Raw genomic sequence first — 13,448 nt, 5'->3', positions numbered from 1 at the left:
GGCGGGCCGCGGCCGGCGGCGTCCTGATCAGCGCTCCCTGGGCCCGGAACAAGGCCCGGACGGCAGAGGCCCGGTCAGCGGACCATCGGCCAGGCGAGGAACGCCGGGATGGCGTACCACTCGCCTGCCTCGGCCCGCGAGGTCGCGATGATCACGAACACGAACTGGACGAGCCAGAAGACCAGCGTGATCGGGATCGCCAGCACCGCGGCGAGGCCGAGTGTGGCGGCCGAGAGCAGCACCGCGCCCACACCGACGATCAGACCCGTGAGCTGGACGTTCAGGGCCTGGGTCGCGTGGTAGCGGACGTACGGCGAGTGGTTCTTGTAGAGCGTGAGGAACACGAACGGCGCGATCCACGTGGCGAGGACCAGCAGGCCCAGGGTGAACGCGGAGAACACCGCCGCGGCGGACATGCCGATCAGGCCGCTCAGTTCGGCCCATCCGGCCTTGTCGCGCTCCCACGGGGTGACGGGCGGCGGAAGCGGCATCCCCAGCTCGGCCTGTGCCCATTCGGCGGGGACGTACGTCCGCGGCACGTAGCCGCCCGGGATCCGGTCGGCCGGGGCGGCGCCCGGTGTCCAGCCGCCCGGCCGGCGGTCGCCACGGGGGCGGTCGCCCGGCCTGAGGCCGCGCGGGTCGCCGTCGGGCGCCTCGTGGGCGCGCGCGGGGTGGATGAGGGTGGACCTGTGGCCCTGCGTGGGTGTTCTGCCTCGGCTGGTCATCTCGGCCCCCTCTGGCGTGAGAACACGGACACGTCCTGTAACGAGTAACGGACCGGTCGCTGTCCGATATTCCGCCAGATCAGGGGTGAATGCGGAGAGTAATGGTAAAGTTACGCAGTGTCAGGGGGCGGTCACGAAGTCGATGAGCTCCTCGACCCGTCCCAGCAGCTCAGGCTCCAGGTCGGCGTAGGTGTTCACCCGCCCGAGGATGCGCTTCCAGGCCTCGCCGGTCTCCATCCGCCAGCCCAGCGCGTCCAGGACGCCCTCCTTCCAGGGGACGCCGCGCGGGACGCGGGGCCAGGCGCGGATCCCGACCGCGGACGGCTTGACCGCCTCCCAGATGTCGATGAACGGATGCCCGGTGACCAGCACGTGCGGAGAAGAGACCCGCGCGGCGATCCGGCTCTCCTTGGAGCCCTCCACCAGGTGGTCCACCAGGACGCCCAGCCTCCGGTCCTCCTCGGGCCCGAACTCCCGGACGATCGCGGGAAGATCGTCCACGCCCTCCAGGAACTCCACGGCGACGCCCTCGACCCGCAGGTCGTGGCCCCAGATCTTCTCGACCAGCTCGGCGTCGTGGGCGCCCTCGACGTAGATCCGGGACTCCTGGGCGACCCGCGCGCGCAGCCCCCGCACCGCGACCGACCCGGACGCCGAGCGCAGCGGCCCCGAGGGCTCCGCCGGCCTGGCCGGACCAGCGTCACCGGCCGTCCGTCGATCAGGAACCCCGCCTTGGCCAGCGGGAAGATCCGCCGTCCGCCGTGCCGGTCCTCCAGCGTCACGCCGAACTTGTCGCAGCCGACGACCGCGCCGCAGAACCCGCTCGCGGGGTCCTCGGCGACCAGGCCGGGGTCGGCCGGGACGTCCGGGATCGTGCCCTTCAGGGGCCGCCGCCAGTCGCCCGCCAGAACGTCGTCACCGTAGTCCTTGCTCCGCACGGAGGACGACAATAACGACTCCGGCGAAGGGCCCGGGGCGCGAACCGTGCTCCGGGCGGATTCGGGATGTCCCCTCAGGGCCGTACACTTGGCACTCGGAAGTATGGAGTGCCAGTAACGGGGGCAGGGGAGGTGACGACGTGCTCGACGACCGGAAACTCGCGGTCCTGCGCGCCATAGTCGAGGACTATGTCTCCACCAACGAGCCGGTCGGCTCCAAGGCTCTGGTGGACCGGCACAATCTCGGCGTGTCGCCCGCGACCATCCGCAACGACATGGCCGTCCTGGAGGAACAGGGCTACATCCAGCAGCCGCACACGAGCGCCGGCCGCATCCCCACCGACAAGGGGTACCGGCTGTTCGTCGACCGGCTGTCCACGATCAAGCCCCTCTCCAAGGCGGAGAAGCGCGCCATCGAGACGTTCCTGTCCGGCGCCTACGACCTGGACGACGTGGTCGGCCGCACCGTCCGGCTGCTCGCCCAGCTCACCCGGCAGGTCGCGGTGGTGCAGTACCCGTCGCTGACCCGCTCGTACGTCCGGCACGTGGAGCTGGTCCCGGTCGCGACCGGGCGGGTCCTGCTCGTCCTGATCACCGACACCGGGCGGGTCGAGCAGCGGCTGATCGAGATCCCCTCCGGACTGACCGAGGAGTCGGCCGGGCACCTGCGGGCGCTGCTCAACACGTGCCTGTCGGGCCTGGCGTTCGGCGACGTCCCCGGCGCGGTCTCCGACCTGCCCGAGAAGGTCTCCCCGGAGGAGCGGCCCGCCGCCGCGGCGGTGCTGTCGGTCCTGCTGGAGACCCTGGTGGAGAAGCACGAGGAGAAGGTCGTCTTCGCGGGCGCCGCCAACCTCGCCTCCGTCGACTTCTCGCGGAGCTTCCGGGACGTCCTGGAGGCGCTGGAAGAGCAGGTCGTGCTGATGCGGCTGCTCGGGGAGTCCGCGGACTCCTCTACTGTTACGGTTCGGATCGGCACGGAGAACCCCGACGAGGGGCTCCGTTCGACCTCCGTGGTCGCCGCCGGGTACGGCGTCGGCGACCTCACTCTGGCCCGCCTCGGTGTACTCGGGCCTACACGGATGGACTACCCCGGCACGATGGGAGCGGTACGGGCAGTGGCACGCTACGTCGGACAGATCCTGGCGGGGTCGTAGGTGGCCAACGACTACTACGCGACCCTCGGCGTCCGCCGTGAGGCCGGCGCGGACGAGATCAAGAAGGCGTACCGGAGGCTCGCCCGCGAGCTGCACCCCGACGTCAACCCCGATCCCGAGACGCAGGAGAAGTTCAAAGAGATCACCCAGGCGTACGAGGTGCTCTCCGACCCCAAGAAGCGCGAGATGTACGACCTGGGGGCCGACCCGTTCGCCCCGGGCGGCGGCGCGGGCGCGGGGGCCGGCGGCTTCGGCGCGGGCTTCCCGTTCAGCGACATCATGGACGCCTTCTTCGGTACGGCGTCGGCGCGCGGCCCGCGCTCGCGGGCCCGGCGCGGCCGCAACGCCACGCTCCGGGTCGAGCTCGACCTGAACGAGACGGCGTTCGGCACCACCCGCGAGCTGTCCATCGACACCGCCGTGGTCTGCGACACCTGCCACGGTGAGGGCTCCGCGCCCGGCTCCCACCCCGAGACCTGCGACATGTGCCAGGGCCGGGGCGAGGTGCAGCAGGTGCAGCGGTCCTTCCTCGGCCAGGTCATGACGTCCCGGCCGTGCCCGCAGTGCGGCGGCTTCGGCTCGGTGATCCGCAACCCCTGCCCGGAGTGCTCCGGCGACGGCCGGGTCCGCACCCGGCGCACCGTCAAGGTCAAGATCCCGGCGGGCGTCGAGAACGGCATCCACATCCAGCTCGCGGGCGAGGGCGAGGTCGGCCCCGGCGGCGGCCCGCCCGGCGACCTGTTCCTGGAGATCGTCGAGAAGCCGCACCCGATCTTCGAGCGCGAGGGCGACGACCTGCACTGCACGGTCGGCATCCCGATGACCGCCGCCGCGCTCGGCACCAACGTCACCGTCGAGACGCTGGACGGCGCGGAGGACATCGACATCAAGCCGGGCACGCAGTCCGGCGAGGTGATCCGCCTGTACGGGCGGGGCGTCCGGCACCTGAACGAGTCCGGCCGCGGCGACCTGCACATCCATGTCAACGTCGAGACCCCGACGAAGCTGGACGAGGAGCAGGAGGCCCTGCTGCGGCAGCTCGCGCAGCTGCGCGACGAGGAGCGCCCGCCCGGCAAGTTCGCCCCCGGGCAGCGCGGCGTCTTCTCCCGCCTGCGGGACGTCTTCAACCCGCACGGATGAGCCGCCCCCGACGGGGCCGCCGGTGAGCGCGCCGGTGTTCCTGGCCGAGCCGGGCCGCCTGGAGGGCGATCACGTCCTCCTGGACGGCCCGGAGGGCCGGCACGCGGCGGCCGTGCGGCGGCTGCGCTCCGGTGAGCGCGTCGACCTCACCGACGGCGCGGGCCTGGTCGCCGAGTGCGTCGTGGCCACCGCCGACAAGGCGTCCCTCACCCTGGACGTCCTGTCCCGGCGGCGCGTGCCCGCTCCGCGTCCGCGCCTGGTCGTCGTCCAGGCGCTGCCGAAGGGCGACCGGGGCGAGCTGGCCGTCGAGACCATGACCGAGGTCGGCGTGGACGAGATCGTCCCGTGGTCCGCCGCGCGCTGCATCACCCAGTGGAGGCCCGAGCGGCGCGAGAAGTCCCTCGGCCGCTGGCGGACCACCGCGCGGGAGGCCGCCAAGCAGGCCCGCCGCGCCCACTTCCCGGTCGTGGCGGAGCTCGCGTCCACCGCGGACGTCGAGAAGCGCATCGCCGCCGCGTCCGCCGCCGTCCTGCTGCACGAGGAGGCCGCCGAGCCGCTGACCGCGCTCGAGCCGCCGACGGACGGCGACCTGGTCATCGTGGTCGGCCCCGAGGGCGGCCTCAGCGAGGACGAGGTCGAACGGCTCGGTGCCGCCGGGGGACGCCCGGCGCTGCTCGGCCCGACCGTCCTGCGCACCTCCACCGCGGGCGTCGCCGCCGCGTCCGTCCTGCTGGCCGCCACCGGCCGCTGGTAGATCCCTCAGGGACCCGCCGGAGGGCTCAGCCCGAGGTGGCGGGGGCGTCGGTGACGTTGCCCTCGGGCGTGGTCGTGGGCGGCGGGGAAGAGCTCTCGGTCGGCTTGGGCGTCGGCGTGCTCGGCGTCGGCGTGGGGGTGCCGGTCGGCGGCGTCGGGGTGTGCGTCGGACACGACGGCGGCCCGGACTTCCCGGACACCTGGTGCCGGGTCGAACCCTGGGTGGACGGCGCCTCCCCGGACGGCGCCTCCGTCTCGGGCGGGCAGGTCGGCGTCGTCGTGGACGACACCGGCCCCTCGGAGGTCCGCGGGGGCGCCGTCCCGGACGGGTCGTGCCCCGGCGTGGGAGAGCCCTGCGGCGGCGTGGAGGAGTCGGTCGAGTCCGTGCCCGTCCCGCTCGGGGAGCCGTGGTGGCTCTTGGCGAAGGGGCCGTCGTTGCCCATGGGCGACTGGATCAGGTCGAACGTCTGGGGTGCCGAGACGCCGAGGCCCGCGATGGCCAGGGCCGCGCCCACCGCCAGGACCGGGCGCGTCCAGTTGGCGGTGAACCAGTCCCATCCGGACCGGACGGGAAACCGGCGCCGCTCCCGCTCGGCGATGCCGGCGCGGATGCGTTCCAGGCCGTCCGCCGAGGGGGTGACCCGCTCCGCCTCCGCGTGCAGGGCACGGCGCAGGATCTCGCCGTGCTCGTCGTGGGGGCCCGTGGTCATGAGAACTGCTCCAGAACGTTGCGCATCGCGGCCATCCCGCGCGCCGTGTGGCTCTTCACGGCGCCCTTCGAGATGCCCATCGTCGCGGCGATCTCCGCTTCGGACAAATCGGCGTAGTAGCGCAGAACCAGGGCCTCGCGCTGCCGCGCGGGCAGCCGGTGCAGCGCGTCCACCACCGCCGAGCGCTCCAGCTCGCCGATGGCCCCGGCCTCCGCGCTGGGGGCGTCGGGCAGCCCCTTGGGGGCGTACTTCTCCACCACCGCGCGGTGCCGCAGCACCGAGCGTGACCGGTTGACCACCGCCTGCCGCAGGTACGACAGGGCCTTGTCCGGGTCGCGGAGCCGGCGCCAGCCGCCGTGCATCGCGACGAACGCGTCCTGGACGACCTCCTCGGCGGTCCCGGCGTCCCGGACGAGCATGGCGGCGAGCCGCACCAGGGAGCGGTAGTTGGCGCTGTAGAGGGCCGTCACCGCCTGGTCGGCGTCCCAGGCGACGGCGACTGCCCCCGCCGTTCCCCTGGCCACGAGGGTCTCGGTCACGTCTGTAGGACGCGCACCCTCGTCGTCCGGTTTACGAAAGGGCATCTTCTGCTGTGCCTCGGTCACCTATCCGCCGCCTTTGCCGTCCCCCACCCCCCGTTCGGGCGGTCGCGGGGGCGGGCCGTGACAGGGCGCACCCGACCGGTGCAGGCGTGGCTCGGGGCACCGGGCCGGGGGGAACGCCTGACTTGGAACCCTAATCCAGTGGCACGCCGGAATGCGGCGTTCCACCGAAGGTTCCACCGAGGATCGATCAAGGACCTTACCGGTTGCGGGTGGCCTTGGTCACGGTCTCAGTCGGCGTCGCAGGTCGGCGCGGGGAAAGTCGCACGGGGGCGCGGGCCGGACGCCGCGGGACCGGATCGCTAGGATGCGGACGCGGTTCACGAGACGGAGGACGCATGGACGGACGCATGGACGAGAGCACGGCCGCCTGCCTGTTCTGCAAGATCGTCGAGAAGGAGATCCCGGCGGAGATCGTCCGGGAGAGCGACACGGCGCTGGCCTTCCGCGACATCAACCCGCAGGCCCCGACGCACGTCCTGGTGGTCCCGAAGGAGCACCACCCGAACGCGGCCGAGCTCGCCGCGGCGTCTCCGGCCCTGCTCGCCGACGTGGTCGCCCTCGCGGCCGAGGTCGCGGCCGAGGAGGGCATCGACGAGGCGGGCTACCGGATCGTGTTCAACACGGGCGCGCAGGCCGGTCAGACCGTCTTCCACGTGCACGCCCACCTGCTGGGCGGCCGCGCCCTCCAGTGGCCCCCCGGATAGGGCGCGGGAACCATCCGGGCGGACCGGACGAGCCGGGAGCAAATGGAGAGGCCGTGCCGTGCGGCGGTCGGTACCATGGAGTCGTGGCCGCCGCAACGACGGCCGCGTGATATCCGTGGCGACGAGAAGGCAGGTCCGAGAGGCCGCAAGGCCCGGCTGATGGTCGAATCAACACACCGGGGACGCGACACCGCCGCGCAGAACGGCGCCCGCTCCCAGATCCGCATCGTGGTGCCGGACGACCACTCCATGGTGAGCCTGCTGGGCTCCCGGGACGAGTTGCTCCACGTGATCGAGAGCGCGTTCCGCAGCGACATCCACGTCCGCGGGAACGAGATCACCGTCACCGGCGCCCCCGCCGAGACCGACCTGGTCTCCCGCCTGTTCGCCGAGCTGATCGACCTGCTCAACGGCGGCGCGCAGCTCACCCCCGACGCCGTCGAGCGCAGCCTGGCCATGCTCCGCGCGGGCTCCGCCGAGCGCCCGGCCGACGTCCTGACCCTGGACGTGCTGTCCAGCCGGGGCCGGACGATCCGTCCGAAGACGCTGAACCAGAAGCGCTACGTCGACGCGATCGACAAGCACACGGTCGTGTTCGGCATCGGTCCCGCGGGCACCGGCAAGACCTACCTGGCCATGGCCAAGGCGGTCAAGGCGCTCCAGGACAAGAAGGTCAACCGCATCATCCTCACCCGCCCGGCCGTCGAGGCCGGCGAGCGGCTCGGCTTCCTCCCCGGAACCCTCTACGAGAAGATCGACCCCTACCTGCGTCCGCTGTACGACGCCCTGCACGACATGGTCGACCCCGACTCGATCCCGCGGCTGATGGCGGCGGGCACGATCGAGGTCGCCCCCCTGGCGTACATGCGCGGCCGCACGCTCAACGACTCGTTCATCATCCTGGACGAGGCGCAGAACACCTCGCCCGAGCAGATGAAGATGTTCCTGACCCGGCTCGGGTTCGGGTCGAAGGTCGTGGTGACCGGCGACGTGACGCAGGTGGACCTCCCGAACGGGCAGGAGAGCGGCCTCCGGGTCGTCCAGTCCATCCTGGAGGGCATCGACGACATCCACTTCTGCCGGCTGAACAGCCACGACGTCGTCCGGCACAAGCTGGTGACCGACATCGTGGACGCCTACAGCCGGTTCGACGAGCTGCGGGTGGCGGAGCTGAAGCAGGGGGCGGCGCGCGGGGGCGCGCCGCGCAAGCGGGGACGGTAACACGAAGTGAGCATCGAGGTACTGAACGAGTCCGGCGTGCCCGTGGACGAGCGCGCCATCGCCGACCTGGCCCGGCACGTGCTGGACGGGATGCGGGTGCATCCGCTGGCGGAGCTGTCGGTCCTCCTCGTGGACGAGGAGGCGATGACCGAGCTGCACGTCAAGTGGATGGACGAGCCGGGCCCGACGGACGTGCTGTCCTTCCCGATGGACGAGCTGCGGCCCGGCCAGCTGGACGGCGGCGCGAACGACGACGGCGAGCTCGACCCGGGCCTGCTCGGCGACGTGGTGCTCTGCCCGATGGTGGCCGAGCGCCAGGCCAAGCAGGCCGGGCACTCGACGGAGGCCGAGCTGGAGCTGCTGACCACGCACGGCATCCTGCACCTGCTCGGCTACGACCACGCCGAGCCCGAGGAGCACAAGGAGATGTTCGGGCTCCAGGACGAGCTGCTCGGGTCCTGGCGGGAGAAGAACGCCGAGCGATGACGTCCGGACAAGGGTGGCTGCTGGGGCTGGCGGCCGCCCTGGTGATCGTGGCGGGGCTGCTGGCGGGCACCGAGGCGGCGCTCGCCCGGATCTCCCGGCACCGCGTCGGCGAGCTCGTCGCGGCGGGCCGCCGGGGCGCGGCGAAGCTGGCCGAGATCGTGGCCGATCCCGCGCCGTACGTGAACATGGTCCTGCTGCTGCGGATCGGCTGCGAGCTGGTCGCGACCGTGATCGTGGCCGACCTGTGCGTGTCCTGGCTGGGCGAGACCTGGCAGGCGTACGTGACGGCCGCGGTCTCGATGATCGTGGTGAGCTTCGTGGTGGTCGGCGTCGGCCCGCGCACCCTCGGGCTGCAGCACGCCGACCGGTTCGCGCTGGCCGGCGCGACGGTGATCCCGGCCGTGACGCGGGTGTTCGGGCCGCTGCCGCGGCTGCTGATCCTGCTGGGCAACGCCCTGACGCCCGGCAAGGGCTTCCGCGCCGGGCCGTTCGCGACCGAGGCGGAGCTGCGCGACCTGGTGGACCTCGCCGAGCAGCGCAGCCTGATCGAGCCGGACGAGCGGCAGATGATCCACTCGGTGTTCGAGCTGGGCGACACGCTCGTCCGCGAGGTGATGGTCCCGCGCACCGACATGGTGTTCATCGAGGGGGACAAGTCGCTGCGGCAGGCGATGTCGCTGGCGCTGCGGTCGGGGTTCTCGCGGATCCCGGTGGTCGGGGAGAACGAGGACGACGTCGTCGGGATCGCCTACCTGAAGGACATCGTCCGGGCCACGCACGAGAACCCGGCGGCCGGGGGCGCGTCGGTGGGGTCGGTGATGCGGACCGCGACCTACGTCCCGGACTCCAAGCCGGTGGACGAGCTGCTGCGCGAGATGCAGGCCCGCCGGATCCACGTCGCGATCGTGATCGACGAGTACGGCGGCACGGCCGGGCTGGTCACCATCGAGGACATCCTCGAGGAGATCGTCGGGGAGATCACCGACGAGTACGACGTGGAGATCCCGCCGGTGGACCGGCTGGACGACGACACCGCGCGGGTCACGGCCCGGCTGCCCGTGGAGGACCTGGCCGAGCTGTTCGGCGTCGAGATCGACGTGGACGACGTGGACACGGTCGGCGGGCTGCTGGCGTACGCGCTGGGGCGCGTGCCGATCGAGGGCGCGACGGCGACGGTGGCCGGGCTGCGGCTGAAGGCCGAGTCGCTCGCGGGACGCCGGAACCGGATCGGGACGGTGCTGGTGCACCGCGAGCGCTCCGAGGCGTCCAACGGGGCCCGGCCCGGAGCCCGATCGGGGTCCTGATCCGGGTCCTGACCTGCGGGCTCGCGGGGCCCGCGGGCGTCCTCTCACCGTGATCGAGCGGGGTTAAACCTCGCCGGCGCAGGGGCATGATCTTGCGCGTCACGTCGGCCGGGGGCGGCCGGCGGCACGGGGTTCGGGGGGATTCCATGGCGCGGTCGGCGGGTCGTCGTGTCGCGGGCGCTCGCCGTTCCTGGAGCGCGGTCGCCTCGGCGGCGGCGTCAGCGGCGGCGTCGGTGTCGTCGGCCGTGGCTGTGGCTGTGGCTGCGGCCGTGTCGTTGCTCGTGTCGGGGTGCGGGGCGGTGGAGCGGGCGGCCGTGCCCGATGTGGCGGCGCTGCGGGCCCCGGCCGCGCTGATGACGGCGGCGGCGCTGCGTCCGGAGGACGTCCCGGAGGGGTTCCTGCCCGCCGACGACCAGGAGGTCTTCCGGGGGATGCGCCCGTCCGACCCGGACTGCGCGAGGCTGCTGCGGATGGTGGACGCCGCGAGCGGGAGGTCGTCCTCGGCGGACAGGGACGTCCCGCAGTCGCATGTGGCGTACTACCGGGCGGATCCGGCGGCGACCCTCGTCGAGCACGTGCTGCGGCTGCCGTCCGGTGAGGCGGCCAAACGGGTGGACGCGGCGCGGGACGCGGTCGCGGGCTGCCCGGTGATCGACTTCGGCCGGTCCGGCGACAGCGGCTGGGACGGCCACGGCTTCGACCAGACGGGGCTCGAGCGCCGGCGGCTGAGCCATCCGGAGGGGCAGGACGACGCGGTCGCCGTCCGGTACAGCCATCCGGACGGCGACCAGCGGTACGGGCTGGACGTGATCTTCGCGCGGGAGGGTTCCGACCTGCTGGTGCTCGCCGCGCCGGGGGAGTTCGCGGGTGACGGCGAGCGCCGGTTGCGGCTCATGGAGGCACGGGTGCTGCGCCGGCTGGCGAACGCCCGCGACCGGGAGAAGGTCGTTCTGACGCCGTCTCCGGGGGAGACGCCGACGCCGCGTCCCTAGGACGCGGAAGCGCGGTTCAGAGGGTCGTGGTGAGGGTGCCGTCGGGGGCGGCGACGAGGATCGGGGCCTTCGCGCCGAGCTCCCGGACGGCGGCGACGTCCGCGTCGGTGGGCGTCCCGGCGGAGACGAGCGCGGCGGCCTCGAGGTCCTCCGCGCCGCTGGACACGGCCATCGCGACCGCGACCTGGAGCGCCGACAGCCTCAGCGACGGCAGGTCGACGCTGGTCGCGGCGTAGGTGCGGCCGGTCTCGTCGCGCACGGCCGCGCCCTCGGCGGCGCCGGTGCGGGCCCGGGACGAGCGGGCGAGCGTGATGATCTTGGAGTCCTCGGCGTTCAGCTCGGTCACGCCCGCAAGCCTACCGACGGGCCGTCCCGGCGCCGGGCACGGGCGGGGCGTTCGCGAGCGGAGGCGGGGCTCTCGGGCGAGCGCCCGCAAGTGGTGGCGGTGCGCCCGCAAGCGGGAGCGGCGTGCCCGCAAGTGGGAGCGGTGCGGTCACAAGCGGGTGGCAAGTGGGCGGCAAGCGGGGCGGGACAGCCTGAGGGCGTTCCGTTCGCGACGTCTGGGGGAGCCCGAGCATGTCCCGTCTGTTGTACCGCCTGGGAAGGGCGGCGGCCCTGCGGCCCTGGCGCATGATCGTCGTCTGGCTGGTCGCGGTCGGCGCGATCGCCGGCCTGGCCGCCGCGTTCGGCGGCGCGAACCACGACAACTACCGGCTCTCGGGGAGCGGCGCGCAGCGCGCGTCCGACCTGCTGACCGAGCGCTTCCCCGCGCTGTCCGGCGCGGACGCCCGGGTCGTCGTCCACAACCCGTCCGGGCCGGTGGACCAGGCCCGGCTCACCGCGGCCGGGGCGAGGCTGGGCAGGCTTCCGCACGTTGCGGCGGTGGACCCGGCGCCGCCGGGGAAGGGGGGCGCGACCGCGCTGCTGACCGTCCGGTACGACGTGCAGGTCACCGACCTCAAGCCCCAGGCGTCGCTCGACCTGCTGAAGGGCGCGACCGCCGACCTGCGGGCGGCCGGGTACTCCGTCGACTTCGGTGGGCAGCTGCCGGAGAACGTGACCGCGCCGGGCGGTGTCGGCGAGGGCGTCGGCATCGCCGTGGCGCTGGTCGTGCTGTTCCTGGCGTTCGGGTCGGTCGTCGCGGCCGGGCTGCCGCTCGTGGTGGCGGTCGCCGGGCTCGGCGTCGGCGTCTCCGGGATCACGCTGCTCGCCGCCGTGACCGACATCGCGACGACCGCCCCGACCCTCGCGATGATGGTCGGGCTCGGCGTCGGCATCGACTACGCGCTGTTCATCCTGACGCGGCACCGCGAGGGGCTCGCCGAGGGGCTGGCGGTGCCGGAGGCGGCCGGGCGGGCGACCGCGACGGCGGGCCTGTCCGTGCTGTTCGCCGGGTTCACCGTGCTGCTCGCGCTGTGCGGGCTGCTGCTGTCGGGCATCCCGGTCTTCATGACCATGGGCTTCGCGACCGGCCTGGTCGTCGCCGCGACCGTGCTGAGCGCGCTCACGCTGCTGCCCGCCGTCCTCGGCCTCGCCGGGCGCCGGGTGCTGCGCCGCCGGGACCGGGCGTCCGGCGCGGTCGTGCACACCGACGCGCCGATGGTGCGCCGCTGGGCCGGGCACGTCGGCCGGCACCCGTGGGCGTGGCTGCTGGCGAGCCTGGTGATCCTGCTGACGCTCGCCGCCCCCGCCGTCGGCATGCGGACGTGGCCGAGCGACGCGAGCAGCGAGCCGACGTCCAGCACCGTCCGGCGGGCGTACGACCTGGTCGCGGACGGGTACGGTCCCGGCGCGAACGGGCCGCTGCTCGTCGCCGTCGACCTGCGGAAGGTGAACCGCGCCGAGCTGCCCGCGATCCAGGAGCGCATCGCGCGCACCGAGGGCGTCGTGAACGTCGCGCCGCCGCAGCTTTCCCCGGACGGCAGTGCCGCCGTGCTCGTCGCGACGCCCGCGTACGGCCCGCAGGACAAGCGCGGTCCCGCCGTCGTGGACCGGCTGCGCGCGCACGCCCTCCCGGACGGCGCGGAGATCACCGGCCTCACCGCGATCTACGTGGACCTCAACCGCCGCCTGGACGACCGGCTGTGGCCCGTGATCGGCGTGGTCGTCGCGACCTCGTTCGTCATGCTCCTGCTGGTGTTCCGGTCGCTGGTCGCGCCGCTGAAGGCCGCCGCGATGAACATGCTGTCGATCGGCGCCGCGTACGGCGTGCTCGTCGCGGTCTTCCAGTGGGGGTGGGGCGCGACGCTGCTCGGCCTGCCGCACAGCGTGCCGGTGTCGAGCTTCATCACGCTGCTGATGTTCGTGGTGCTGTTCGGGGTCTCGATGGACTACGAGGTTTTCCTGCTCTCCCGGGTGCGGGAGGACTGGCTGCGGACGGGTGACGCGCGCGGCTCGGTGGGGTCCGGGCTGGCCGCCACCGGCCGGGTGATCTCCAGCGCGGCGCTGATCATGGTCGCGGTGTTCGCCGGGTTCGCGTCCGACCCGAGCCTGGTGATCAAGCAGATGGGCGTCGGGCTGGCCGTCGCGGTCGCGCTGGACGCGACGCTCGTCCGGCTCGTCCTGGTCCCGGCGACGATGGCGCTGCTGGGACGGGCGAACTGGTGGCTGCCGGGGCCGCTGGCCCGTGTCCTGCCCGCGTTCGACCCGCACGGCTCGGCCGAGGCGGAGGACGAGCGGACGCCCGTGCCCGCCTGATCGCCCGGAGGTCCCGGGA

The 13,448-nt window shown here is 73.3% G+C and carries 13 protein-coding genes and 1 pseudogene; 9 read left to right on the top strand and 5 right to left on the bottom strand.

The genetic code is table 11. The features are described 5' to 3' along the window. Positions 1-74: 74 nt before the first annotated feature. The gene (locus tag EBO15_RS04330; RefSeq protein WP_122192982.1) at positions 75-725 is read right to left on the bottom strand and encodes a DUF4870 domain-containing protein; all 651 of its coding nucleotides are present in this window, start codon (positions 723-725) and stop codon (positions 75-77) included. A gap of 120 nt (positions 726-845) precedes the next feature. Next, positions 846-1,663 (bottom strand): annotated as a pseudogene (locus tag EBO15_RS04325) (DUF3097 domain-containing protein). Between the two features lie 140 nt (positions 1,664-1,803). Between EBO15_RS04325 and hrcA the strand changes: the two are divergent. The 3 genes from hrcA to EBO15_RS04310 are packed head-to-tail and all read left to right on the top strand — an operon-like array spanning position 1,804 to position 4,711. Next, complete coding sequence (hrcA, locus tag EBO15_RS04320; RefSeq protein ID WP_122192981.1) at positions 1,804-2,817, top strand: heat-inducible transcriptional repressor HrcA; 1,014 nt, start codon at positions 1,804-1,806, stop codon at positions 2,815-2,817. Further along, positions 2,818-3,957, top strand: coding sequence for a molecular chaperone DnaJ (gene dnaJ, locus EBO15_RS04315; RefSeq protein WP_122192980.1), 1,140 nt, complete (start codon positions 2,818-2,820; stop codon positions 3,955-3,957). A gap of 22 nt (positions 3,958-3,979) precedes the next feature. After that, complete coding sequence (locus EBO15_RS04310; protein WP_122192979.1) at positions 3,980-4,711, top strand: 16S rRNA (uracil(1498)-N(3))-methyltransferase; 732 nt, start codon at positions 3,980-3,982, stop codon at positions 4,709-4,711. Positions 4,712-4,736: 25 nt separating this feature from the next. Here the strand turns inward: EBO15_RS04310 and EBO15_RS04305 are convergent, their stop codons facing one another. Further along, positions 4,737-5,420: a hypothetical protein gene (locus tag EBO15_RS04305; protein WP_122192978.1), complete on the bottom strand. Its 684-nt coding sequence runs from the start codon at positions 5,418-5,420 to the stop codon at positions 4,737-4,739. Then, on the bottom strand, positions 5,417-6,004 hold the full coding sequence (locus EBO15_RS04300) for a SigE family RNA polymerase sigma factor (RefSeq protein ID WP_378237246.1): 588 nt from the start codon (positions 6,002-6,004) through the stop codon (positions 5,417-5,419). The genes EBO15_RS04305 and EBO15_RS04300 overlap by 4 nt, the downstream gene beginning before the upstream one ends. 356 nt (positions 6,005-6,360) lie before the next feature. Between EBO15_RS04300 and EBO15_RS04295 the strand changes: the two genes are divergently transcribed. From EBO15_RS04295 to EBO15_RS04270, 5 genes are all read left to right on the top strand, one after another. After that, positions 6,361-6,729: an HIT domain-containing protein gene (locus EBO15_RS04295; protein ID WP_233615929.1), complete on the top strand. Its 369-nt coding sequence runs from the start codon at positions 6,361-6,363 to the stop codon at positions 6,727-6,729. Positions 6,730-6,888: 159 nt separating this feature from the next. Next, on the top strand, positions 6,889-7,950 hold the full coding sequence (locus EBO15_RS04290) for a PhoH family protein (protein ID WP_122192976.1): 1,062 nt from the start codon (positions 6,889-6,891) through the stop codon (positions 7,948-7,950). 6 nt (positions 7,951-7,956) lie between these two features. After that, positions 7,957-8,436: an rRNA maturation RNase YbeY gene (gene ybeY / locus EBO15_RS04285; RefSeq protein WP_122192975.1), complete on the top strand. Its 480-nt coding sequence runs from the start codon at positions 7,957-7,959 to the stop codon at positions 8,434-8,436. Further along, positions 8,433-9,740 (top strand): hemolysin family protein, encoded by a 1,308-nt coding sequence (locus tag EBO15_RS04280; protein ID WP_122192974.1) that lies wholly within the window; start codon positions 8,433-8,435, stop codon positions 9,738-9,740. Before ybeY ends, EBO15_RS04280 begins: the two co-directional genes overlap by 4 nt. Before the next feature lie 314 nt (positions 9,741-10,054). Continuing rightward, on the top strand, positions 10,055-10,732 hold the full coding sequence (locus tag EBO15_RS04270) for a hypothetical protein (protein ID WP_147481375.1): 678 nt from the start codon (positions 10,055-10,057) through the stop codon (positions 10,730-10,732). A gap of 16 nt (positions 10,733-10,748) precedes the next feature. On the opposite strand, the gene EBO15_RS04265 is transcribed toward EBO15_RS04270, so the two are convergent. Next, positions 10,749-11,078 carry a cytidine/deoxycytidylate deaminase family protein gene (locus EBO15_RS04265; RefSeq protein WP_122192971.1) on the bottom strand — a complete coding sequence of 110 codons (330 nt, stop codon included), beginning with the start codon at positions 11,076-11,078 and terminating at the stop codon, positions 10,749-10,751. Positions 11,079-11,308: 230 nt separating this feature from the next. Between EBO15_RS04265 and EBO15_RS04260 the strand changes: the two genes are divergently transcribed. After that, positions 11,309-13,429 (top strand): MMPL family transporter, encoded by a 2,121-nt coding sequence (locus tag EBO15_RS04260; protein WP_122192970.1) that lies wholly within the window; start codon positions 11,309-11,311, stop codon positions 13,427-13,429. Positions 13,430-13,448 lie beyond the last annotated feature (19 nt).

The sequence above is a fragment of the Actinomadura harenae genome (genome assembly GCF_003696215.1).
Lineage (GTDB): Bacteria > Actinomycetota > Actinomycetes > Streptosporangiales > Streptosporangiaceae > Spirillospora > Spirillospora harenae.
The sequence above is the reverse complement of the archived record's forward strand: the minus strand, read 5'-3'. Positions and strand labels throughout refer to the sequence as shown.